Raw genomic sequence first — 22,558 nt, 5'->3', positions numbered from 1 at the left:
CACGCCCCATTTCTTGCCCTCCCATAATTCCCAGAAGAGAGGCTATTTGAAGAAATGAGGTGGAATGAAACGGTTGATCGGCGTCGTTCTCGCGCTGCTGCTCGGCGCCGTGGTGGTGACGGCGGTCGTCCTGGGCGACGGAGGCGGCGGACCGGCCACGGTGCGGGGTGTGATCGGCTCGGAGAAGAAGCCGTTCTTCGACGACCCGCGGGTGCGCGCGGCGTTCGAGCGGCACGGGCTGCGGGTGGAGGTGGACACCGCCGGATCCCGGCAGATCGCGACCGAGGTCAGGCTCGACGACTACGCGTTCGCGTTCCCCTCCAGCCTCCCCGCCGCGGAGAAGATCAAGAAGGACCGGCGGGTCTCCACCACCTTCTCCCCCTTCTACTCGCCCATGGCGGTGGCCACGTTCCAGCCGATCGCCGACGTCCTGGCCGGGGCCGGGCTGGTGCGCGACTCCGGCCGGGGCTACCGGGTGCTCGACATCGCCGCGTACCTGGACCTGGTGGCCAAGGGCACCCGGTGGGACCGGCTGCCGGGCAACAGCGCCTATCCGGCGCGCAAGCGGGTGCTGCTGACCACCACCGACATCAGGACCTCCAACTCCGCGGCCATGTATCTGGCGATGACCAGCTACGTCGCCAACGGCGAGGACGTGGTCGCCGCCCCGGCCCGGGTGCCCGCAGTGGCCAGGGCGGTGGCGCCGGTCTTCCTCGACCAGGGCTACTCGCAGTCGTCGACCGAGGCCCCCTTCGACGACTACCTCGCCATGGGGCCGGGCAAGACGCCGATGGTCATGATCTACGAGGCCCAGTACCTGTCCCGCGTGTTCGCCGGCGACGGCTCGATCCGGCCCGAGATGCGGCTGCTCTACCCCGCGCCGACCGTGCTGAGCAAGCACACACTGGTGCCGTTCACCCCGCAGGCGGCCGAGGTCGGGCGGCTGCTGACCGAGGATCCCGAGCTCAGGGGCCTGGCCGCGCGGCACGGCTTCCGCACCGCCGACCCCGCGGCGTTCGCCGGCCTGGTCGCCGAGCACCGGGCGCCGGTGGCGCGCGATCTGGTGGACGTGGTGGAGCCGCCCACCTACGAGCGGCTGGAGGAGCTCGTCTCCGCCGTCGAGCGGCTGTACGCCGGCGGCGCCGGGCCGCGGACCGAAGGAGGGTCCTGACATGACCGACAGCGGACTGACCCTGACCCCTCCCGCCCCGGTGGCCGCCGTGCCCGCCTCGACGGCGGCGGCCATGCTCCCGCTGGCCGACGGCCGCGAGGCCGAACTCACCGCCAGGGCGCAGGGGTTCGCCACGGAACTGGCCGCGATGGACCCCCGGGTGCCGGACTTCACCCGCAAGGTGCGCGACATCTCCTCGATGGGCGACACCGAGATCCGCTCCGCCTCCCAGGTGGCCAACCGGATGCTCAAGCGGCCGGTGGCCGCCCTGGCGGCGGCCCGGGGCGAGGGGGCCGACGCCCAGGGCCGGGTGGCCGACCGGCTGGTCGCGCTCCGCCGTACGGTGGTGGACCTCGACCCCAAGCAGGCGGCGGGCGGTCCCCGCAGGCTGCTGGGGCTGATCCCCTTCGGGGACCGGCTGCGCAACTACTTCGCCAAGTATCACAGCGCCCAGAAGCAGCTGGACGACGTCATCCGGGCGCTGAGGTCCGGCCAGGACGAGCTGCTGAAGGACAACGCCGCGATCGAGGGCGAGAAGGCCGGCCTGTGGGAGACGATGACCCGCCTGCAGGAGTACGCGGTGCTGGCCGCCGCGCTGGACGCCGCCCTGGAGGAGCGCATCCTCCTGCTCGACACGACCGACCCCGACAGGGCCGCCGCGCTCCGCTCCGACGCCCTGTTCGCCATACGGCAGAAGCACCAGGACGTCCTCACCCAGCTGGCGGTCTCGGTCCAGGGCTACCTGGCCCTCGACCTGATCCGCAAGAACAACCTGGAGCTCAGCAAGGGCGTGGACCGGGCCACCACCACGACGGTCGCCGCGCTGCGCACCGCGGTGACCGTGGCCCAGGCGCTGGCCGGCCAGAAGCTGATGCTGGAGCAGATCACCGCGCTCAACTCCACCACCGGCGACCTGATCCTGGCCACCGGCGAGATGCTGCGCACCCAGGCCGGGGCCGTCCAGAACCAGGCCGCCTCCACCACCGTCGACATGGACGTGCTGCGCAGGGCCTTCGACAACGTCTACGCCACCATGGACATGATCGACGGCTTCCGCTCGCAGGCCGTGGAGAGCATGGCCGTCACCGTCGACAGTCTGAGCGCCGAGCTCGCCCACGCCAGGACCTACCTCGACCGCGCCGAGGCCGCCTCATGAGCGGCACACCTCCCCCGCCCTCGCCTTCCGCGCCGGCCGGGCCCTCCTCGCGCCGCCGGGCCGTCCGCTCCGCCGTACGGCGGGCGGCGGCGGCGCTGGCACTGCTGGCACTGGCCACGCCGGTGGCGTGCTCCTCCGGGGACGCGCCCGAGGACGGCCCGGACGTGCTGCGGGTGCTGGCCGGCAGCGAGGTCAAGGACCTGGAGCCGATGCTGCGGCGCTCCGGCGTGCGGGTGAAAATCTCCTACACCGGGACCCTGGACGGCGCCGAGCAGGTGGCCGCCGGCGGCGCGGACGGCTCCTACGACGCGATCTGGTTCTCCTCCAACCGCTACCTGTCGCTGATCGACGGCGCGACGGCCCGGCTGTCCACCGAGACCAAGATCATGTCTTCCCCGGTGGTCCTCGGCCTCACGGACGCCAAGGCGCGGGAGCTGGGCTGGGCGGGCCGGCCGGTCACCTGGGAGCAGATCGCGACCGCCGCGCGGGAGCAGCGGTTCACCTTCGGCATGGCCAACCCCGCCTCCTCCAACTCGGGCTTCTCCGCGCTGGTCGGGGTGGCCGCCGCGCTGTCGGACGCCGGGGAGGCGCTGAGCGGCGAGCAGGTCGCGGCGGTCACGCCCAGGCTCAAGGAGTTCTTCTCCGCCCAGCGGCTGACCTCGGGCTCCTCCGGCTGGCTGGCCGACGCCTACAGCCGGGAGGGCGGGGTGGACGGCATCGTGAACTACGAGTCGGTGCTGCTCGGCCTGGAGGGGCTGAGCCTGATCCACCCGAGCGACGGCGTGGTCACCGCCGACTACCCGCTCACCCTGCTGGCCTCGGCCAGGCCGGAGAAGAAGGAGTTGTACGGCAGGCTGACCGGCTGGCTGCGGCGGCCGGACACGCAGCGGGAGATCATGACCGCCACCCACCGGCGGCCGATCGTCCCGGGCGTCCGGCCCGGACCGGAGTTCGGCACGGCGCCGCTGCTGGAGCTGCCGTTCCCCAACCGCCGGGCCGCCGCCGACGCGTTGATCACCGCCTACCTCGACGAGGCGCGCGTCCCCGCCCGGGCGCTGTTCGTGCTGGACACCTCGGGGTCGATGGACGGCGAGCGGATCGAGGCGCTGCGCCAGGCGCTGATCACGCTCACCGGCGCCGACACCTCGGCCTCCGGCACGTTCTCCCGCTTCCGCAGCAGGGAGGACGTGGTCATGATCCCGTTCAGCGGCTCCGCCGGGCAGCCGCAGCCGTTCGCCCTGCCCGAACGCGACCCGCAGCCGGTCCTGGCGCGGATCAGGGCCTACGCCGAGAACCTCCGGGCGGGCGGCGGGACCGCGATCTTCGACGGGCTGCGCGCCGCCTACGGGCAGGCCGCCGGGGCCGGCCAGGGCCGCTACACCTCGGTCGTGCTGATGACAGACGGCGAGAACACCGACGGCATCTCCTACGACGACTTCGAGCTCTTCTACCGGACGCTCCCCCGGGAGCGGCAGCAGGTCCGGACGTTCGTCGTGCTGTTCGGCGAGAGCGACGTGGAGGAGATGAGGAAGATAGCCAAGCTGACCCGGGGCGCCGTCTTCGACGCCCGCAGCGGGTCGCTGGCCTCGGCGTTCAAGGAGATCCGTGGCTACCAGTGATCGCTGTGCGGGCCGCCCGGCCCGGGCCGCCCGGCCCGGCGACGGAGGCGGCCGTGTCCGCTGAGCGGGTGCTGAGATACCTCGGCTCCACCAGGAACATCGCCGGCTGCGCCCTGGCCCTGCTGGGGGCGCTGGCGCACTTCCTCGGCCTGGCCGGCGCGTTCTGGCCGGTGGTGGTCGCCGGGCTGTACGGCGTGGGCGCGTTGCTGGCCCCGCCGGACCGGATCCGGCTGGCCGTCTCCCACGCCGAGGTCGAGACCGGCCTGCTCCGCGCCGACCTCGACGCCCTGCTGCGCGGGGTGGAGAGCTCCCAGCGCTTCCCCGGCGACGTGCAGGCCAGGCTCGGCGGGCTGGCCGACGTGCTCAGCGGCGTCCTGGGCCGGGCGGAGGTGCTGACCGCCTCCCCCGACCACCTGCACATCGTCTCCCAGACGATCCGCGACTACCTGCCGGCCAGCCTGGAGGCCTACGCCAACCTGCCCCGCGCCTACGCCCTCAGCCGCCGCACGGACCGCGAGCGCAGCGCCCACGAGGAGCTCCTGGCCCAGCTCGACCTGCTGGAGGCCAAGCTGCGCGAGGTGGCCGGGGCCGTGCACCGGGGCGACGAGCAGGCCCTGCGCGACCAGGGCCGTTTCCTGCGGGAGCGGTTCGGCGGCTCCGGCCTTGACCTGTAGCGGAACGGCCGTCCGGCCGCGCTCCGGTCAACGGCGCGTCCGGGCCGGATCGACGGCGGGGTCGTCCAGATCGTACCCCCGGGCCCCCAGCTCCGCCTCGACCGCGGCGCAGACCGTCTCCACGACCGTGACCCGGGCCAGGCGCTTGTCGTCTCCCGCCACCACGTGCCAGGGGGCCTTCGGATGGTCGGTGCGGGCGAGCATGTCCTCCACGGCCGTCTCGTACTGCGGGCGCCTGTCGCGGTTGCGCCAGTCCTCGTCGGTGAGCTTCCACGCCCGCAGCGGGTCGTCCGCCCGGTCCTGGAAGCGCCGGAGCTGCTCCTCCTCGGAGACGTGCATCCAGAACTTGACCATGATCATTCCCTCGGCGGCGAGGGTCCTCTCGAACTCCACGATCTCGCCGTAGGCGCGCGACCACTGCTCCTCGGTGGCGAAACCCTCGACCCGCTCCACCAGCACCCGCCCGTACCAGGACCGGTCGAGCACGGCCATGCCGCCCCAACCGGGCAGGACGGGCCAGAACCGCCACAGGAAGTGGTGCCGCTTCTCGTCGTAGGTCGGTGCCGCGAACTGGGCGACCCGCACGTGCCGCGGGTCGAGCGGGCGCACCAGCCGCTTGATGGCCCCTCCCTTGCCCGAGGCGTCCCAGCCCTCGAACACCACGCAGAGCGGGGGGCCGATGCGCTTGTCCGCGACCTGCCCGCCCAGGATGAGCCGCAGGCGCAGCAGGCGCTCCAGCGCGGCGTCGAGCCGCTCGGCGGCCTCTTTCTTGGCCAGTTTCCGCGACAGGTCGACCTGTGACAACCGATTCATGGACATCAGCCTCGCACCGTCCGCCGGGAGCCTGCCACCCGCCCGGCCCCGCCCGGCACCGGGCGGCGGACGGCGGACGGCGGGCGGCGGGCGGCTCAGGCGACGGTGATCCGGAAGATCGCCTCGCCCGAGGCGCGCCGGCTCTGCTCGTCGGCGGGCGTCCGGCCGGCCGTGCAGCGCCGGCAGTTGGAGATCGTGACGGTGGCCGTGCCGGGGCGCTTGGCGTTGAAGACGAAGTAGCGGACCCCGCCGGCCCCTTCGGCCGCGGGACGGTACTCCTCACTGATGAACGACGCCACCATGACGTCCGGCAGGTCCGCCATCTGCCAGCGGTCTCCGGCGGAGGTGTTCTCCTCCACCGCCAGGGAGAACCGCGCGCCGGGCGTGAGCCGGACGTCCGCCGTCCTGCCGACGCCCCCGTGGACGATCGTTCCCAGGTCGTAGACGGCGGATCCGGTGCCGCACCCCGTGACCAGCGCCACCACCAGCAGCAGGACGGCCAACCCCGTTCGGTGTATCACGCAGCTCACAGTAGTGACCCCGGCCGCCGATGCCTCAGGGGGCCACGCCGTCCCACTCCTCCAGCGGGGCGCAGTGCCAGCGCCAGTCGCTCTGGCGGGGGCGGCCGGGGAGGTCCGCGCGGCCGTTGGCCCACAGCAGCGTCTGCCACGGGTCGCCGTCGCGCGGCGCCCAGGGGAACAGGCGGCGCAGGGTGGCCGCGCTCAGCTCGGCGGGCGGGGTGAACGGCAGCCCCAGCCCCAGGGCGGCGTCGTAGGTGTGCATCAGCATCTCGTCGCAGGCCATGCCCGCGAACCCGGAGGCGTCGGCCATGCCGTACGGGTGCCAGCCGCGCGCCCCCGCCGGGCTGCCCTGGACGACCCGCGCCACGACCGTGGCGAACACCCCGACGGTGGCGGCCAGGTCCGCCGGGGAGCTGTCGGGCCGCACCCGCAGGTCCATCGTGCTGAGCTCGCGTTCGCCGGCGGCGAAGTCGGTGGCGTACCACAGGAGGGTGTCGGAGATGTGCGCGACCACCTGGGCGACCGTCCACTCCATCCCGGGGATCCCGCTCCCCCAGTCGCCGTCGAGCCCCGAGCCGAGGAAGGTCTGACACTCGTCCGCCACGCGGAGAACCGTTTTCGCGTCCATCGGACGATCCTTCCAGAAGGCCCCGACAGCCGAGCCTCCCGGAGGGCCCGGCCGCCGAGCGTCAGCCCAGGCGGGCCCGGTAGACCTCCCTGGCCCGCCCGATCAGCTCCAGGTGGTCGCCGAGCTGCCCGGCGGTCTCGAAGACGCCCTCCTTCCGGAGCAGCGCCTCCATGCCGTCCAGCCATCGCAGGCACCAGCGGACGTCCTGCGCCCTGGCCACGTGGCGGCCGTCGACGTCGAGGTAGACCGGGCTGGTGTGGGCGTGGACGCCGTCGGTGAAGGCGCGCTCGTGCGGTCCGCCGGCGGCCACGGCGACGACGTAGGTGGGGTCGCCGACGGCCAGCTCGGCGGTCAGCTCGCCGGGCGGCCCCTCGGCCAGGACGCCGTCGGCGGTGCGGATCTCCAGCCTCTCCACCTCGGGGCCGACCGATCTCACGGTGACCGTGACCCGGTCCCCCGGCGAGAGGTCCAGGGTGGCGCCGGGCCCGTGACCGCCGACCGACAGCTCCAGCCAGGGGCCGGTGGTGCCGAACGTACGGCCCCGCCGGACGGCCTCGGCGAAGGATCCGGCGGTGAGCGGCCCGTCCACCCGGGCGTAGACACGGGCCCAGCCCGGCGGGCTGGACTGGTTGCCGCGCCGGGCGAAGGAGACCATCGCGTCGGTCCCCGCGGTGACCGCGAGCCGGTTGCCCGCGCCGACCAGGCGCCGGTAGACGGCGGCGGTCGCGGCGATCGAGCTGTGGTTGAGCACGTCGAGGCTGTCCACCAGGCCGAGCGCGGCGTCGGTGACGATCTCCCTGGCGGAGCAGTTGCGCCCCCACGCCAGCACCCTGTCCGGGACGTCGTCGTCGTGGACCGGCGGGTGGAAGGGATGGCTGTAGCCCGTGATCGCGCCGAGGCCGCGCAGCTCCCGGCAGGCCACGCTGTTGGGCGGCCAGTCCGCGGTGCCCAGGAAGCCGGTGTGGAAGCGCGAGGGCGGGGCCGAGACGCCGAAGGCGTAGAGGTGGCCGAGCAGGTCGTTGCGGTATTCGACGCCGACCCTGGCCAGGTGGGTGGCGTCCGACCAGGGCAGGTCCCGGCCGGCCCAGTGCGCCAGCGCCTCGGAGTCGTAGACCCGCTCGGAGGAGACGTTGCCGGCGACCAGGTTGAGCACGTGCAGGTCCTCGCCGTGCTGCATGGCCGCCGCGAGGGCGGGCGTGCCGACCATGTCCCCGGCCCAGTTGAGGTGGACGTGCATGTCCCCGCCGTACCAGCCCGCCGCCGCCGCGTCGTAGAGCCGCTCGGGGGTGAGCTCGACCAGGGTCTCCACGCCGGGGACGGGGCTGAGCGCGACCTCGGCGGAGCCGTACTCCATCCCTCTGGAGACCCGCACGGTCAGCGGCTCCGCCGGGACGTCCAGCACGAGGTCGTCGCCGTGGAAGTAGGGCCGGACGTGGTGGTCGCGCCGGGCGGGGGCGCCCTCGGGGTACCAGCCCTGCCCGTGCTCGCCGTACACGCTCCATCTGCAGGGGAACCCGGCGCGCAGCCGCAGGCGGGCGGCCTCGGCGGGGCGGGTCAGGGGCGCGAGGTCCACCCGCGCGCCGTCGGCGACCACCTCGCTGGCGCTGGTGATCCTGACGAGGCGGGCGCCGCGCGGGCCGACCTCGTGCGGGTGGCCGTCCACCAGCACGGTGACCGGCTCGTCCCGGGCGGAGTCGACCAGCAGCGTCGTGCGCAGCGGCCGGCCGTCCAGTACGGCGTGCGCGTGCGCCTCGACGGTGCGGCCCTCCCCGGTGAGCCGGAGTGCGGCGAGATTGTCGGGCAGGGCGCCCGCCAGGACGTCGCGCACGACCTCGTCCATGTCGAGCTCGGTCAGCCGGTCGCGCAGCTGCCGGGCAGGCGTGTCCGGGTGGCGGGCCCGGAGCGTGCCGTAGCAGACCTCCCAGAAGGTCGTGGTGCCCATCAGGTAGGCGTCGGTGGCCATGGACTTGACGTAGAAGATGGGGTCCTCGCCCCAGGTGACCCCGTGGCCGGCGAGCAGCGCCCCGTACTCCTCCAGCGCCCGCGCCACGGCGGGGGGCACGGCCGGATCGTCGCACATAGATCTCTCCCCGTGATGAGCTCCTCGTGATCGCCGTCATCGTGGCACGCCCGGCACGGGCCCCGGGCGGACCGGAGGAGCGGAAAGAGCTGTTTTATAACTGCCTGGGGGGCACAAATGATCCCCTGACGGTCAGCACTCATCCCCGGGGGAGGCCCCGGGGACGGAGGCGTCAGGTCACCGGCGTCGCGTCCCCGGCGGTCGGCGCCGTGCCCAGGCGCATCCTCATGGCGTGCTCCACGAGAGTGATCAGCACCTTCTTGCCCGACTCCCGCCTGCGGGCGTCGCAGAACACGACCGGGATGTCCTCGTGGAGCGTCAGGCCGAGCCTGACCTCGTCGAGGTCGTAGCGGCGGGCCCCGTCGAAGCAGTTGACCGCGACGACGAAGGGCGTCTCGCGCCGCTCGAAGTAGTCGAGGGAGGGGAAGCAGTCGGCCAGCCGGCGGGTGTCGGCCAGCACGACCGCGCCCAGGGCGCCCAGGGCCAGCTCGTCCCAGAGGAACCAGAACCGCTCCTGCCCCGGGGTGCCGAACAGGTAGAGCCGGTAGGCGTCGCCGATGGTGATGCGGCCGAAGTCCATCGCGACCGTGGTCGTCTGCTTGGTCTCCACCCCGGACAGGTCGTCGATCCCGAGGCCCCGGTTGGTCAGCGTCTCCTCGGTGCGCAGCGGCGCGATCTCGGAGACCGCGCCGACCAGTGTGGTCTTCCCGGCCCCGAAGCCGCCGGCGACCAGGATCTTGATCGCCTTGGGCAGCTTGACCCGCCCGGCGTCACGGCTAGAGTGCACGGAGTCCATCGAGCACCGCCCTGTACAGCCTTTCGTCGTGCATGTCCGTCTCCGTATGAGGCTCTTGCAGGGCGATGAATCCCTGGTCGAGCAGGTCGCTGAGCAGGACACGGATGGTGCCTGCGGGAAGGTTCATGTGCGCGGCGAGCTCCGCGACCGACTGGGGCTGCTGGCAGAACCGCACGATGGCCAGGCACTCCGGGTCGAGGCCCGCCTCCCTCGGGGAGGTGGAGCGGACGGTCACCGCCAGGGTGATGAGGTCGAACCGGCCCTGGGTCGGTTCGGTCCTGCCGCGGGTGAGGACGTACGGCCGGACGATCGGCCCGGCCTCCTCGCCCACCCACTGCGTGTCGGAATGCTCCTCAAGGGGGTTCATCGCGGGACGTCGTCCATGGCGGACCCCGCCGCCCGCGCGGGCGAGGTGAGGTACTGGCCGACCCGGGTGACGAGCATGGCCATCTCGTAGGCCACGAGGCCGACGTCGGCCTCGTGCGTGCAGAGCACCGCCAGGCAGGCTCCCTGGCCAGCGGCGGTCACGACGAGATACGCCGACCGCATCTCGATGATGGTCTGGCGGACCGCACCGCCGTCGACCCGGTCGCTGACCCCCCGTCCCAGGCTCTGGATCGCCGAGCCCACGGCGGCCAGGTGCTCGGCGTCGGCCTGGCCGAACCCCGCCGACGCGGCCAGCAGCAGGCCGTCGGCGGAGAAGACGATCCCGTGCTCGGCCTCCCCCACTCGGGCGACCAGGTCATCCAGCAACCAGGCCAGGTCGGTGAAAGATCCTGTTCCCTGCACCACTCGTTGTCCTCTTTCTGCCGGTTTCCGCCGGCGGGCGTCCGGTCACCGGCCTCCGGCGGCTCGCCGGCGCCGGGCCGGCACGCGCGGATCCGAGATCATCACTGGTGTCACATGTGGGGCTCTCCGCCGTCGGCGGGATCACCGCCCCGCTCCAGCAGCTGCGCCGCGTCGGAGCGGCCGCGGCGCGTGCCGTCCTGGAAGGAGGCCATGGCCGCGCGGATCGTCTCCGGCGAGCGCTCGTCGCCGTCGTCCTCCTCGGGTGAGGGCGTCACCGGCGACGGCTCCTCCTCCTGCAGCGGAGCGGCGAGGTGGGTCTGCGGGACACGGCGCGGCAGGCCGCCCGGCGTGTGGCTGGTGTCGGGCGGGGGCATGACGGGCGGCAGCGAGGAGCCGGGGGCGCCGGACGCGCCGTTGGCCGCGTGCCGGCCTCCGGCCGGCTGGCCCGTCTCCCGCCGCCGGGGCAGCGCCGCCGCGCGGGCGCTCTCCTCGATGGGGCTCTCCTCGATGGCGCTCTCCCTCCTGTCGGACGGCCCGGCGGCCGGGACGCCGCCCGGGCCGGTGCCGCCGGTGATCTCCAGTGGGCCGCCGCCCAGGCCGCGCGGTGCCGGCAGGACCGGCGCGCCGCCGAGCGCCGTGCGGGCCTGCGGCACGCTGACGGCGGGCTCCGGCTCGGCCTGCCCGGGCTGCTCGGTGACCAGCTCCTGCGGGATCAGGACGACGACCGTCGTGCCACCGTACGGCGAGGCCTTGAACGTGACGCGGATCTCGTGCCGCTCGGCCAGGCGGCTGACCACGTACAGGCCCAGGCGGGCGTTGCCCGACAGCTTGAGCTCCGGCGGGTTGGCGATCCGCTCGTTGGCCTCCTTGATGTCCTCCGGGCTCATGCCCAGGCCCCGGTCCTCGATCTCGATGGCATACCCGTGGGCCACGGAGTGCCCGCTGACCTGCACTGTGGTGTAGGGCGGGGAGAAGGAGGCGGCGTTCTCGACCAGCTCGGCGACCAGGTGGATGACGTCGCCCACGGCCCGCCCGTCCAGCGCGGCGTCGCCCAGGGGCAGCACGTCGACACGGGTGTAGTCCTCGATCTCGGCCAGCGAGCCGCGGACCACGTCGATCATCGGGACCGAGTCGCGCCAGGCGCGGCCGGGAGCCGCGCCGGACAGCACGAGGAGGTTCTCGGCGTAGCGGCGCATGCGGGTCGCCAGGTGGTCGAGCCGGAACAGGTCCCGCAGCTCCTGGGGGTCGTTCTCCCGGCGCTCCATGACGTCCAGCACGCTCAGCTGGCGGTGGACCAGCGACTGGGTGCGACGGGCGAGGTTGCGCAGGATGTCGGCGATGTCCCGCCGGAGCTGGGCCTGTTCGGCGGCGACCTTGATCGCGGTCTGCTGGACGGCGTTGAACGCCTGGCCGACGTGGCCGATCTGGTCGTCGCCGAACTTCAGCGGCGGCGCCTCGGCCGCGACGTCCACCTCCTGCCCGTGGCCGATCCGCTCCACCACCGAGGGCAGCCGCTCGTTGGCGAGCTCCCAGGCCGCCAGGCGCAGCTTCTCGAGCTGCTGGATCAGGGCGCGGGCCGTGGTGATGGACAGGACGACGGAGGCGATGACCGCCAGCAGCCCCAGGCCGCCGGCCAGCGAGAGCCGCACGATGACGCCGACCGCGACCGGGGTGGCCCGCTGGACCACGCCGTCGCCGGCCGCCAGCACCACCTCCTGCAGCTGCGCCAGCGCGGGCTGGGTGGCGGAGGTCCACTGCCTGAGGGTGACGGGGTCGGACAGGGATATCGGAGTGCTCCGGACGAGCTGCTCCTCCATGGCGCGCATGCGGGTGAACGGCTCACCGGCGGCCAGGCGCTGGTAGGACTCGCGGTCGGCGGCCGGGAGTTCGGCCACGGTCTCCTCCAGCAGGAACCGCCGGGCGCCGACGACCTGCGCGAACAGGTCGCGTTCGTCGTCGGTGAGCCGGCCCGCCGCCAGCGCGCCCGCCGCCAGGGCGTCCTCCCTGGCCAGGACCTCCCGGGCCCGGCTCAACTGGATGATCGTGCGGGTGTCCTTGGCGATCTCCTTGTCGTCGAGCGTCGCCATCGAGTCGTAGATGCGGTAGAGGGAGTCGATGACCCCGGTGAACGTCGCGGCCGCCGGGATCCGGCCGCTCCGCCCGGCGTCGATGTCCTTGCGGCCGGAGCCGAGGCCGTCCAGCTCCTGGAACACCTCGGTGACGCGCTGTTCGAGGGCCGCGCTCCCCAGCAGCCGCACGTTGCCGCCGGTCGCGAGCCTGCGGAAGTCCGCGCCGGCCGCGTCGGTCCGCCTGCGCTGGGCTTGCAGCAGTCCGCGCTGCTGCCGGGCGGTGCCGGGATCACCCAGGATGACCAGGCTGAGCCTCCGCTCCGCCTGCAACTCCACCAGGAGGCGTTCGCTCGGCTCGGCGATGCCCGAGTCGAGAGTGGCCACTCCGAGCATGTTCAGACCTTCGCGCACCGTCACCCACGCGGTGAACGCCCACAGCGCGATAAGGGACACCAGAAGCGCCGTGACCTTGGTCCGCAAACGCGCGTTGCGCAAGCGCATAGCATCCATCCTGGTGAAAGTTAAAGGAAATCACAGTACGTTTCACGGCAATTAACGCGTGTGAATAATCGGCGCCGCATCATGTGATCGGCGACATCCGCTCCGCACCCGGAGAACCCTAGCAATGTCATCAAATACACTCAAGGCGGCATTGATCTCCCGGACTCATCTGTCCTTTTCCGGACAAAATTACCCGCTGAATTCCGGTTACCCTCCGTCATCGCGGCCGGGTCACCCGGCCGCGTCGGCCCGCGCGGGACGCGCCAGGTGCAGCGCCCCCAGGACGGCCGCCGTGACGATCGCCACCGGCAGATACAGGTCCTTGTCATGCCAGAGCGGCGGCGCGCCGATCGGCGTGCCCCGGTCCCCGACCGAGCCCCGGAGGTAGCGGTACCCCCGTTCCACCGCCTCCGCCCGCTCCCGCCCGTCCGCCGGAGCGGTCAGCAGCAGGGTCTGGAGCGCGTAGGCGGTCTCCTCCGCCGTCCCCTCCCAGCGGCCCCAGGACCCGTCGCCGCGCTGGGTGGCGAGGATCCAGCGCACGGCCCCGTCCACGGCGCCCGCCGACTCCTCGCCGCCGAACTCCTCCAGGGCCAGCGCGCAGCAGGCCGTCGCGTAGTACGGCGAGGCGTGCCAGCGGTCCAGCCAGCTGCCGTCCTCGCGCTGGCAGCCGCGCAGCCACGCCGCCAGCTTGCCGGTGGCCTCCGCGTAGCGCGGCGCGGCCCCGGGGCGGCGGCGCGCGTACTCCCCGAAGGCGTCGAGCACATGCGCGTTGACCGTCGGGGAGGCCCCCTCCTCCCCGCGCCAGGTGCAGAAATGGGTGTCCGTCTCATACACCCGCAGGCCGTCCGGCTCGTGGGGCTCCCCCAGCAGAGCCAGGGCGTAGAGCGCGACCGAGGTGGTGTCGGCGTCCGGCGGCAGCCCCGGCCCCGCCGGGGTGCCCTCCGGGCCGAGCGCCTCCCCCAGGCTCGCCACCAGCTGGGGCGGCACGTCCACGGGGACGCCGGCCCGCCGCAGCCAGCTGAGCACCCATCCGCGTTCGAACACGGTGACGGGCAGGGCGCACGGCACCGGCCCGCCGTACCTGCCCGCGACCGCCTCCAGATACCGCCGCACCGGATCGCCGGGGCCGGGCCCGCCCGCCGGTCCGAGCCACGCGCCGCCGGCCGCGGGCGAGGCCCCGATCGTGCCGACGGCCGTGTCCCGGGCGCCGGCGGCCGTCCCGACCAGGCTGGGGACGATCCCCGGGGCCTGGACCGCCGCCTCGCCCGCGACCTCCAGCGCGTGGACCAGCTTCCGCGGGACCGCCGCCCCCGTCGCCAGCCACGTCCGGATCGCCGACAGCTTGGCGTCGTCCATGCCCGCGGGGAGGGCCAGGCGTCCGGCGCCGTCCCCCTGCGCCAGATGCCCGTTGATCCGCAGGACCAGGGCCGGCACGATGAGCTCGATCGCCGGCATGTCGGGCAGGGCGGGCCAGCGGTCCTCACGTGACCAGCCGCGCAGCAGCTCCAGGCCGCGGTCGGCGGAGCGGCTCACCGCCGCGGGGTCGAGGCCGGGATCGGGGTCGTCGCGCCGCAGCTCGGCGACGAGCGCCTCGGTCGCGCTGAGCGTGGGCACCGGGGCATAGCCGCCGGGGGCGCCCCAGCCGCCGTCCGGCCGCTGGGCGGCCAGCAGGAAGCGGACGCGCTCGGCGTGGCCGGTCAGCCACGGGGCCAGGCTCACCAGCCGCCCGGTCTCGTACACCGAGGCCGAGACCTGGCCGTACGGCTCGGCCACGAGCCCGGCGACCAGCTCGCGCGCCGCGGCGGGCACGTCGATCCCGGCCCGTCCCGCCGGCCGCGCGGTGTCCGGCAGGAGGAGATCGTCGACGCTCACAGGCTGCCCCAGTAGTCGCCGACCCGGTAGAAGCCCGCGCAGAAGTCCATCTGCCGCTCCAGGTAGCCGGCCAGCTCGGGCCGGTCGGCCCGGATCGGGTCGATCAGCTCCCGGCTCAGGGCGGCGAGCCGGGCGGCCTCGCGCTCGACCTCGGCGCGGGTGACGCCGAGCAGCAGGGAGTTGAGATCCCCCCAGCTCAGGTCCCGCCCGTAGGTCCCCATGTCGTTGAGCAGGCGGATCACCCGCTGCACCGCGCGGGCCGCCTGGCGCACACGGTCGAGGTCGGTGACCGCCGCCGTCTCCTCGGTGTGGATCCAGTGGGAGACGAAGGCGAAGCAGAAACCGAGGTTGTCGGCGTTGCCGAGATACTCCCCGAAGCTCGGTGTGGCGCCCTCGCTCTTCCAGCGCCACTCCCGCAGCATCGCCTCCAGCATGAGCCGGAGCTCCTCGCGCCAGACGGGGCCGAGGACGGGGAAGGCGGGCGCGGCGGCGAGTCCGTCCCGGATGTCGGCCAGCAGGCGCGTGAGGTCGTCGCCGGGGACCGGCGGAGCGCCCTCGGCCACCTCCAGGCACCGCCGCGCGACGTCCTCGGCCTCCGCCCGCGAGGTGGCGACGTAATCGACGAGCCAGTCCAGGCCGAACGCCCACAGGCAGACCTTGTTGGCCATCCGCAGCTGTTCGGCGCTGAACCACGGCCCGCTGAAGGCCATGGCCAGCGACAGGGTGCTGTAGAGGGCCTCGTCGAACGGCTTGGCGGAGAACAGGTCCGGATAGGCCAGCGCCCAGCCGCGCATCTCCCGCTGGGACTGCCCGGCCACGGCGCAGACCGTCCCGGAGCCCGCGGCCGCCGGCCAGGCGGCGAGGGCGGGCTGCGCCGTCATCGCACCCGCCCGGGGACGCGCTGGAGGGGGTGGAGGTTCAGCTCGACCTTCTGCCTGGGGCGCAGCGAGGCGGCCGGCGCCGGGGTGAACGGTCCCTGACCGGTGACCGTGGGGCGGAAGCGGCTCAGGATGGCCGCCACCAGCAGCGGCGCCTCGACGTAGAACAGGTGCTGCCCCAGGCACTGGTGCGGCCCTCCGCCGAAAGGGAAGTAGGAGTATTTGTGCCGGCGCTCGTGGCTTCCGGGGGCGAACCGCTCGGGGTCGAACTCCAGCGGGCGCTCCCAGAACTCCTCCAGCCGGTGCGTGGCATAGGGGCTGATCAGCACCTGTGAGCCCGCCCTGACCGGCACGCCGCCGATCTCCCCCGACTCCATGGCCATCCGGGGGAAGATCCAGCCCGCCGGGTACAGCCGCAGGAGTTCTTGCAGGACCATGCGGGTGTAGACCAGTTCGGGCAGGTGCGCCGGGACGGCCGGCCCGGCGCCGACCACGCGGTCGATCTCGTCATAGAGCCTGGCCGCCACCTCGGGGTGGGTCTCCAGCAGCGGCCACAGCCAGGTCAGGGTCATCGCGGTGGACTCCGAGGCCGCGCCGTAGACGCTGACCAGGTCGTCGCGGATCTGCCGGTCGACGGCCTCCCCGCCCTCGTCCCCGCGTGCCCGGCAGAGCGCGGAGATGACGTCGAGACCGCCGTCGGGGTCGGCCCGCGCCTTGCGGATCACCGGGAACACCACGTCGTCGACCGTCCTGACGGCCCTCATGAAGGCCCGGTCACCGGGCACCCGGACGGAGTAGGGCGCGAACGGCATGAGCAGCCTGAAGTTGATCGACGTGGCGGCCGTGTCGTAGGCCGGCGCGAGGCGTTCCCCGTCCGCACGGGTGATCTTGTCGCCGAACAGCACCCTGATGACGGCCTGGTTGACGATGCCGGCCATCTCCTCGGCGGCGTCGATGGGCCGGCCGTCACGGGCGTAGTCGTCCAGCTCCTCGACGCGCGCGGTGATCGTCCGCGCCATCTCCTCGGCCAGCGAGGCGACGTACCGGACGGTGAACAGGGGCTGCAGGATCTTCCTGCTCTCCTCCCAGGGCCGGCCCTCGCCGAGGATGCTGGCGCCGAGGATGCGTTGCAGGGGGCGCCAGAACATCCCCTCGCGCCGGTAGTTCGTCCAGTCGGCCCGCAGCACCTGCTGGACGTGCTCGGGGTGGGTGACCAGATAGGGCCGGAACGGCCCCAGGTTGAGCCGGACGACCTCCCCGCCCGCCTGTCGGCCCAGCTCGGCCAGCGCGTTGACCGGATCCCTCATGAACCGGGGGAGGATGTGGCGGGCGGGAGCGGTCCTGGCCCGCCGTACCCCCCGCGTGCCCGTATCGATCGACATCGTTGAAGCTCCCACTTCGCATGGAACGGATCCACGCAGCGTGACCACCGCCCAGGGCGAGCCGGGGCGGTACGGGCGCAATCCGGGGATCCACCACTCCGTCGTGGCCGGTCCCCACACGGGAAACAGGTCAGGGCCGGTCGACCGGCGACCCTTCTGCGGCCTTCCCACGCCTCGCCATGCGCCTTATCTCACACTCACGTATCCGAAGAGTGCTTTATTGCGACATTCGTAACGCTCGGGACGAAGTATCACATGATCCACTCAGACCATCAACCCGGAAACGGAACAATAGTTTTGTCGACCCACAAATGAATCGTTCCATTAAGTGGCAATTCACATGAAATGGACACAATACACATCAAGCATCTTGACTGAAAGTCACGCAACGTAGTCATGGCCACACGCTCCCGCCCGCCGCGACCGGGCGGCGCGGAGCCGGCGCGGACCGGGCGGCGCGGGACGGGCGGGCCGGCGTCGGGCGGGCCGGCGTCGGGCGGGCCGGCGTCGGAGACCCGCGGGGAGCCGGCCGCGGCACGGGCGGGTCAGTGCGTGAAGACCGCCAGGAGACGGTCGGCGGCCAGGGAGGGCGTCAGGGCCCCGGCCTGGACGTCCCGTTCGATCTCGGCCGTGATGGCGGCGACCTCGGGGTGCTCGCGCAGCCTGGCCAGCAGGCGCTCGGTCACCAGGGACCAGGTCCAGGCGACCTGCTGGTGCCGGCGGCGGGCGGCGAGCTCGCCGGAGGCGGCCATGGTCTCCTGGTGATGGACGAGCTGCCCCCAGAGCTCCTCCAGACCGCTGCCCTCGCGCCCGCTGCAGGTCAGCACCGGCACCGACCGCTCCGAACGGAGCAGCCGCAGCGCCCCCGCCAGCTCCCTGGCCGCCTTCCTGGCCTCCAGCTCGTGCGGGCCGTCGGCCTTGTTGACCGCGATCACGTCGGCGAGCTCCAGCACGCCCTTCTTGATGCCCTGGAGCTGGTCGCCGGTCCTGGCCAGGGCGAGCAGCAGGAAGGTGTCCACCATGTCGGCGACGGCGGTCTCCGACTGGCCGACGCCGACGGTCTCCACCAGCACGACGTCGTATCCGGCCGCCTCCACCACGACCATGGCCTCGCGGGTCGCCCTGGCGACCCCGCCCAGGGTGCCCGAGGTGGGCGAGGGGCGGATGAAGGCCGCCGGGTCGGCGGCCAGACGGGACATCCTGGTCTTGTCGCCGAGGATGCTGCCCCCCGTCCTGGTGGACGAGGGATCGACGGCGAGCACCGCCACCCGGTGCCCCTGCCCGGTCAGGTGCACGCCGAGGGCGTCGATGAAGGTGGACTTGCCGACACCCGGCACGCCGGTGACGCCGATCCGGCGCGCCTTGCCGGCCAGCGGGGTCAGCGCGACCAGCAGCCGCTGGGCCAGCTCCCGGTGGTCGGCCCTGGAGGACTCCACCAGCGTGATCGCCCGCGCGATCCACGCCCTGGAGCCCTCCTTCACCCCCTGCAGATAGTCCTCAAGCGCCCGCGTCATGGCCCAGCCGGGTGAGCAGGTCGCCGAGCAGCCCGCGGGCGGCGTCGGCGATCACGGTGCCGGGCGGGAAGATGGCGGCGGCGCCGGCGGCGCGCAGCTCGTCGAAGTCGCCCGGCGGGATGACGCCGCCGACCACGATCATGATGTCGCCGGCGTCCAGCTCGGCGAGCGCCTCGCGCAGGGCCGGCACCAGCGTCAGGTGCCCGGCCGCCAGCGAGGAGACCCCCACCACGTGCACGTCGGCCTCGACCGCCTGACGGGCGACCTCCTCGGGCGTCTGGAACAGCGGGCCGACGTCGACGTCGAAGCCGAGGTCGGCGAAGGCCGTGGCGATCACCTTCTGGCCCCGGTCATGGCCGTCCTGCCCCATCTTGGCCACCAGGATCCGCGGGCGGCGGCCCTCCAGGCGCTCGAACTCGGCGCACGCCGTACGGACCTCGTCCACGCCCGACCCCACCTCCTCGCGGTACACCCCGGAGATCGTGCGGATCTGACCGGCGTGCCGTCCGAACACCCGCTCCAACGCGTCGGAGATCTCCCCGACCGTGGCCTTGGCCCGGGCCGCCTCGACCGACAGCGCGAGCAGGTTGCCGTCGCCCGCCGCGCCCTTGGCCAGCGCCTCCAGCGCCTGGGCCACCCGGTCGGCGTCGCGCTCCTCGCGCAGGCGGCGGAGCTTGTCCAGCTGCTGGGCCCGGACGGCGGTGTTGTCGACCTTGAGCACGTCGATGACCTCGTCGGCGTCGGGCCGGTACTTGTTGACGCCGATGACCGGCTGGCGGCCGGAGTCGATGCGCGCCTGGGTGCGGGCGGCGGCCTCCTCGATGCGGAGCTTGGGCAGCCCGGCGTCGATCGCCCGCGCCATGCCCCCGGCCGCCTCGACCTCCTCGATGTGCCCCCAGGCCCTGCGCGCCAGCTCGTGGGTGAGCCGCTCGACGTAGTAGGAGCCGCCCCAGGGGTCGATCACCCGGCAGGTGCCGGACTCCTGCTGGAGCAGGAGCTGGGTGTTGCGGGCGATCCGCGCCGAGAAGTCGGTGGGCAGGGCCAGCGCCTCGTCGAGGGCGTTGGTGTGCAGCGACTGGGTGTGGCCCTGCGTGGCGGCCATCGCCTCGACGCAGGTGCGCACGACGTTGTTGAACACGTCCTGGGCGGTGAGCGACCAGCCGGAGGTCTGCGAGTGGGTCCGCAGCGACAGCGACTTGGGATCGGCCGCCCCGAACCCGGACACCAGGCGCGCCCAGAGCAGCCGGGCGGCCCGCAGCTTGGCGACCTCCATGAAGAAGTTCATGCCGATGCACCAGAAGAACGACAGGCGCGGCGCGAACCTGTCGATGTCCAGGCCCGCCCCCACCCCCGCCCGCAGGTACTCCACCCCGTCGGCGAGGGTGTAGGCCAGCTCCAGGTCGCACGTGGCCCCGGCCTCCTGGATGTGGTATCCGGAGATCGAGATCGAGTTGAACTTCGGCATCCGCTCGCTGGTGTAGGAGAAGATGTCCGAGATGATGCGCATCGACGGGCCGGGCGGGTAGATGTAGGTGTTGCGGACCATGAACTCCTTGAGGATGTCGTTCTGGATGGTCCCGGCGAGCTGCTCGGGCGCCACCCCCTGCTCCTCGGCCGCCACGATGTAGAGCGCGAGCACCGGGAGCACCGCGCCGTTCATGGTCATCGACACGCTCATCCGGTCGAGGGGGATCCCGTCGAACAGCTGCCGCATGTCGTAGATGGAGTCGATCGCCACCCCGGCCATGCCGACGTCCCCGGCCACGCGCGGGTGGTCGGAGTCGTAGCCCCGGTGGGTGGCCAGGTCGAAGGCGACCGACAGGCCCTTCTGCCCGGCCGCCAGGTTGCGCCGGTAGAAGGCGTTGGACTCCTCCGCCGTGGAGAACCCGGCGTACTGCCGGATGGTCCACGGCTGGTTGACGTACATGGTCGGGTACGGTCCGCGCAGATACGGCGCGGCGCCCGGATAGGTCTCCAGGAAGTCCAGGCCGGCCAGATCGTCGGCCGTGTAGAGCGGCTTGACCCCGATCCCCTCGGGCGTCTCCCACTCCAGCCCCTCCGGGTCCTGCCCGGTGGCCCGCCGTACGGCCCGCGCCCATCCGGCCGGGTCCGGCGTGACGGGGCCGCCCTCCAGCCCGATTCCGGAGAAGTCGGGAATCATCGAGCCACCCCCAGGTCGTCGAAGGTCGTGCGGAGCACGCCGAGCGCGTCGCACCCGGCGTAGAGGTTGGCGTCCACGCCCACGTACTCTCCCTTCCCCGCCAGCCACACCTTCGCCGCCCCCGCCTGCCGCAACGCGGCGGCCACGGCCTCGGCGTGCTCGCCGTACAGCCTGTCGCTGGAGCACAGACACGCGATCTTCGCACCGCTGGCGGCGAAGGCGGCGGCGATCCGGCCGGGGTCGACGCCGGACGCGGCGGCGCCGGGTCCGGCGGGATCCGCGCCCGGGCCGCCGGTCACGGTGGCGATGCCCCCGGCCTGGAACAGGTTGGCCGCGAACGACGCCCTGGCCGTGTGCGCGGCCACCGGGCCGATGGCCGCCAGGAACACGCTCGGCCTGGTCTCCTGGGCATCGGCCAGGTCGCGCAGCTCCTCGAACGCCTGGGCGTAGTGGACGCCCCGGACCGGCCCGGGCCGGGGCTCGCGGACGGGCCGCCGCTCGGCGAGGTCGGGGAACTCGCTCACCCCGGTGATCGGATCGCGGCGGTGGGCGATGTTCTCCGCCCGCCGCGCCCAGGTGGCCGCGGTCCGGTCGGCGACCAGTCCCGCCTCCAGGGCCGCGGCCATGCCGCCGGCGCGCTCGATCTCCTGGAACCACTCCCAGGCCCGGCCGGCCAGCTCCTCGGTGAGCCGCTCGACGTACCAGGAGCCGCCGGCCGGGTCGATCACCCGGGCCACCCCCGCCTCCTCGACGAGCAGCGAGTGGGTGTTGCGCGCGATGCGCCGGGCGAAGGCGTCGGGGAGGCCGAGACGGGCGTCGAACGGCTGCACGGTCACCGCGTCGGCCCCGCCGGTGCCGGCGGCGAAGCAGGCGAGCGTGGTGCGGAGCATGTTCACCCAGGGGTCGCGGGCGGTCATCATGGCGGAGCCGGTCACCGCGTGCTGCCGCTGCCCCGCCCCGCTCCCGGCCCCGCACACCTCGGCGACCCGCGCCCAGAGCCTGCGCGCGGCGCGGAGCTTGGCGATGGTGAGGAACTGGTCGGCGGTGGCGGCGTAGCGGAACTCCAGCTGCCCGAACGCCTCGTCGACGGTGAGACCGGCGCCGGTCAGCAGCCGCAGGGCCGCGACCCCGGCCGCGACGGAGCAGCCGAGCTCCTCGGCGTCGCTGCCGCCCGCGTCGTGGTACGGCGTGCCGTCCACGACGACCGCCCGCAGACCCGGGTGGCCCGCGACGCAGCGCCGGGCCAGGTCGACCGCGGTCTCCGGGTCGCCGAGCGGGTCGGCGCCCAGGCTCCCGGCGAGCTCTCCCGGCTCCCTCTCCCGGACCGGACCGTCTCCCGCCCCCCGCCCCCCGGTCTCCGGGGAGGGGGCCGCGGCGGCCGGCCTGTCCCCGGCGTGCCCGGAGGGGGCCGCGGGGGCCCGCTTGCCCTCGGCCTGCCCGGAGGGGCCCGCGGCGGCCCGTTTGCCCGCGGCGACCGCGAACAGCGCCTCGGCCGCCTCGCGGGTCCGTTCCCCGGCGTCCAGGGTGATCGAGATCAGCTCCAGATGGACCCGCTCCAGGACGCGGGGCAGGTCCTCGGGCTCCAGGGCGAGCCAGAGCGAGTCGACGCCGTTCTCCAGGTCGGCCAGGACCGCCTCGGGATCGGCCACCTCGTGCCGCTGCCGCACCTCCCAGCTCCCGCCCTCCGGCCGGGAGCCGCGGATGTAGGGGGCCGCGCCCGGCAGGCCCGGATCATCCGGGAGGTCCGACGCGTCGTAGAGTGGCGCGATCGTCACCCCGTCGTAGGTGACCGAGGCCAGAGCCTCCTCGGGGGAGCCGGTCTCGGCTCCGGACTTTCGCAGGACCCCGAGCGCCAGCTCTCGCCACCGCTCCCGCGTGGTCGGCGGGAAATCGGCGGCCGATCGGAGTCTCTCAGGCGGCACCGTCATGCACCG

At 73.4% G+C, this 22,558-nt stretch carries 18 protein-coding genes; 4 read left to right on the top strand and 14 right to left on the bottom strand.

The window, feature by feature from the left end; all coding sequences use genetic code 11:
• Positions 1 to 64: 64 nt before the first annotated feature.
• The 4 genes from J2S55_RS06960 to J2S55_RS06945 are packed head-to-tail and all read left to right on the top strand — an operon-like array spanning position 65 to position 4,620.
• Complete coding sequence (locus J2S55_RS06960; protein ID WP_306858147.1) at positions 65 to 1,171, top strand: hypothetical protein; 1,107 nt, start codon at positions 65 to 67, stop codon at positions 1,169 to 1,171.
• 1 nt (position 1,172) lies between these two features.
• Positions 1,173 to 2,327, top strand: a complete 1,155-nt coding sequence (locus J2S55_RS06955; protein ID WP_306858145.1) for a toxic anion resistance protein — start codon at positions 1,173 to 1,175, stop codon at positions 2,325 to 2,327.
• Positions 2,324 to 3,946, top strand: coding sequence for a VWA domain-containing protein (locus J2S55_RS06950; protein ID WP_306858143.1), 1,623 nt, complete (start codon positions 2,324 to 2,326; stop codon positions 3,944 to 3,946). Before J2S55_RS06955 ends, J2S55_RS06950 begins: the two co-directional genes overlap by 4 nt.
• 53 nt (positions 3,947 to 3,999) lie before the next feature.
• Complete coding sequence (locus J2S55_RS06945; protein ID WP_306858141.1) at positions 4,000 to 4,620, top strand: hypothetical protein; 621 nt, start codon at positions 4,000 to 4,002, stop codon at positions 4,618 to 4,620.
• A 27-nt stretch (positions 4,621 to 4,647) separates the two neighbouring features.
• Here the strand turns inward: J2S55_RS06945 and J2S55_RS06940 are convergent, their stop codons facing one another.
• The 14 genes from J2S55_RS06940 to J2S55_RS06875 all read right to left on the bottom strand — a co-directional run bounded on the left by J2S55_RS06940 (position 4,648) and on the right by J2S55_RS06875 (position 22,552).
• Positions 4,648 to 5,433, bottom strand: coding sequence for a polyphosphate kinase 2 family protein (locus J2S55_RS06940; protein WP_306858140.1), 786 nt, complete (start codon positions 5,431 to 5,433; stop codon positions 4,648 to 4,650).
• A 95-nt stretch (positions 5,434 to 5,528) separates the two neighbouring features.
• Entirely contained in the window at positions 5,529 to 5,954 is a 426-nt protein-coding gene (locus tag J2S55_RS06935) for a protease inhibitor I42 family protein (RefSeq protein WP_306858138.1), read from the bottom strand.
• Between the two features lie 34 nt (positions 5,955 to 5,988).
• A complete protein-coding gene (locus J2S55_RS06930; protein WP_306858137.1) occupies positions 5,989 to 6,582 on the bottom strand; it encodes a maleylpyruvate isomerase N-terminal domain-containing protein in 594 nt (197 codons plus the stop codon).
• A 61-nt stretch (positions 6,583 to 6,643) separates the two neighbouring features.
• Positions 6,644 to 8,662 (bottom strand): CehA/McbA family metallohydrolase, encoded by a 2,019-nt coding sequence (locus J2S55_RS06925; RefSeq protein ID WP_306858135.1) that lies wholly within the window; start codon positions 8,660 to 8,662, stop codon positions 6,644 to 6,646.
• A 172-nt stretch (positions 8,663 to 8,834) separates the two neighbouring features.
• Positions 8,835 to 9,458 (bottom strand): GTP-binding protein, encoded by a 624-nt coding sequence (locus J2S55_RS06920; RefSeq protein ID WP_306858134.1) that lies wholly within the window; start codon positions 9,456 to 9,458, stop codon positions 8,835 to 8,837.
• A complete protein-coding gene (locus J2S55_RS06915; RefSeq protein ID WP_306858132.1) occupies positions 9,439 to 9,825 on the bottom strand; it encodes a DUF742 domain-containing protein in 387 nt (128 codons plus the stop codon). Before J2S55_RS06915 ends, J2S55_RS06920 begins: the two co-directional genes overlap by 20 nt.
• The gene (locus J2S55_RS06910) at positions 9,822 to 10,250 is read right to left on the bottom strand and encodes a roadblock/LC7 domain-containing protein (protein ID WP_306858131.1); all 429 of its coding nucleotides are present in this window, start codon (positions 10,248 to 10,250) and stop codon (positions 9,822 to 9,824) included. Before J2S55_RS06910 ends, J2S55_RS06915 begins: the two co-directional genes overlap by 4 nt.
• Before the next feature lie 107 nt (positions 10,251 to 10,357).
• The gene (locus J2S55_RS06905; RefSeq protein WP_306858130.1) at positions 10,358 to 12,817 is read right to left on the bottom strand and encodes a sensor histidine kinase; all 2,460 of its coding nucleotides are present in this window, start codon (positions 12,815 to 12,817) and stop codon (positions 10,358 to 10,360) included.
• 231 nt (positions 12,818 to 13,048) lie between these two features.
• The gene (locus tag J2S55_RS06900; RefSeq protein WP_306858129.1) at positions 13,049 to 14,689 is read right to left on the bottom strand and encodes a prenyltransferase/squalene oxidase repeat-containing protein; all 1,641 of its coding nucleotides are present in this window, start codon (positions 14,687 to 14,689) and stop codon (positions 13,049 to 13,051) included.
• Positions 14,686 to 15,570: a terpene synthase family protein gene (locus J2S55_RS06895; RefSeq protein ID WP_306858128.1), complete on the bottom strand. Its 885-nt coding sequence runs from the start codon at positions 15,568 to 15,570 to the stop codon at positions 14,686 to 14,688. Before J2S55_RS06895 ends, J2S55_RS06900 begins: the two co-directional genes overlap by 4 nt.
• Positions 15,567 to 16,949: a cytochrome P450 gene (locus tag J2S55_RS06890; protein WP_306858127.1), complete on the bottom strand. Its 1,383-nt coding sequence runs from the start codon at positions 16,947 to 16,949 to the stop codon at positions 15,567 to 15,569. Before J2S55_RS06890 ends, J2S55_RS06895 begins: the two co-directional genes overlap by 4 nt.
• Before the next feature lie 545 nt (positions 16,950 to 17,494).
• Positions 17,495 to 18,463 carry a methylmalonyl Co-A mutase-associated GTPase MeaB gene (gene meaB, locus J2S55_RS06885; RefSeq protein WP_306858126.1) on the bottom strand — a complete coding sequence of 323 codons (969 nt, stop codon included), beginning with the start codon at positions 18,461 to 18,463 and terminating at the stop codon, positions 17,495 to 17,497.
• Positions 18,447 to 20,624 (bottom strand): methylmalonyl-CoA mutase, encoded by a 2,178-nt coding sequence (gene scpA, locus J2S55_RS06880; protein ID WP_306858125.1) that lies wholly within the window; start codon positions 20,622 to 20,624, stop codon positions 18,447 to 18,449. Before scpA ends, meaB begins: the two co-directional genes overlap by 17 nt.
• Entirely contained in the window at positions 20,621 to 22,552 is a 1,932-nt protein-coding gene (locus J2S55_RS06875; RefSeq protein WP_306858123.1) for a methylmalonyl-CoA mutase subunit beta, read from the bottom strand. The genes scpA and J2S55_RS06875 overlap by 4 nt, the downstream gene beginning before the upstream one ends.
• Positions 22,553 to 22,558: the final 6 nt, after the last annotated feature.

The sequence above is a fragment of the Streptosporangium brasiliense genome, from assembly GCF_030811595.1.
Classification (GTDB): domain Bacteria; phylum Actinomycetota; class Actinomycetes; order Streptosporangiales; family Streptosporangiaceae; genus Streptosporangium; species Streptosporangium brasiliense.
The sequence above is the reverse complement of the archived record's forward strand: the minus strand, read 5'-3'. Positions and strand labels throughout refer to the sequence as shown.

Coding starts and splice junctions, on each gene's coding strand:
- J2S55_RS06895 (WP_306858128.1), bottom strand. CDS start 15,570: ATGACGGCGCAGCCCGCCCTCGCCGCCTGGCCGGCGGCCGCGGGCTCC.
- J2S55_RS06920 (WP_306858134.1), bottom strand. CDS start 9,458: ATGGACTCCGTGCACTCTAGCCGTGACGCCGGGCGGGTCAAGCTGCCC.
- J2S55_RS06930 (WP_306858137.1), bottom strand. CDS start 6,582: ATGGACGCGAAAACGGTTCTCCGCGTGGCGGACGAGTGTCAGACCTTC.
- J2S55_RS06875 (WP_306858123.1), bottom strand. CDS start 22,552: ATGACGGTGCCGCCTGAGAGACTCCGATCGGCCGCCGATTTCCCGCCG.
- J2S55_RS06950 (WP_306858143.1), top strand. CDS start 2,324: ATGAGCGGCACACCTCCCCCGCCCTCGCCTTCCGCGCCGGCCGGGCCC.
- J2S55_RS06940 (WP_306858140.1), bottom strand. CDS start 5,433: ATGAATCGGTTGTCACAGGTCGACCTGTCGCGGAAACTGGCCAAGAAA.
- meaB (WP_306858126.1), bottom strand. CDS start 18,463: ATGACGCGGGCGCTTGAGGACTATCTGCAGGGGGTGAAGGAGGGCTCC.
- J2S55_RS06960 (WP_306858147.1), top strand. CDS start 65: ATGAAACGGTTGATCGGCGTCGTTCTCGCGCTGCTGCTCGGCGCCGTG.
- J2S55_RS06955 (WP_306858145.1), top strand. CDS start 1,173: ATGACCGACAGCGGACTGACCCTGACCCCTCCCGCCCCGGTGGCCGCC.
- J2S55_RS06890 (WP_306858127.1), bottom strand. CDS start 16,949: ATGTCGATCGATACGGGCACGCGGGGGGTACGGCGGGCCAGGACCGCT.
- J2S55_RS06925 (WP_306858135.1), bottom strand. CDS start 8,662: ATGTGCGACGATCCGGCCGTGCCCCCCGCCGTGGCGCGGGCGCTGGAG.
- J2S55_RS06905 (WP_306858130.1), bottom strand. CDS start 12,817: ATGCGCTTGCGCAACGCGCGTTTGCGGACCAAGGTCACGGCGCTTCTG.
- scpA (WP_306858125.1), bottom strand. CDS start 20,624: ATGATTCCCGACTTCTCCGGAATCGGGCTGGAGGGCGGCCCCGTCACG.
- J2S55_RS06915 (WP_306858132.1), bottom strand. CDS start 9,825: ATGAACCCCCTTGAGGAGCATTCCGACACGCAGTGGGTGGGCGAGGAG.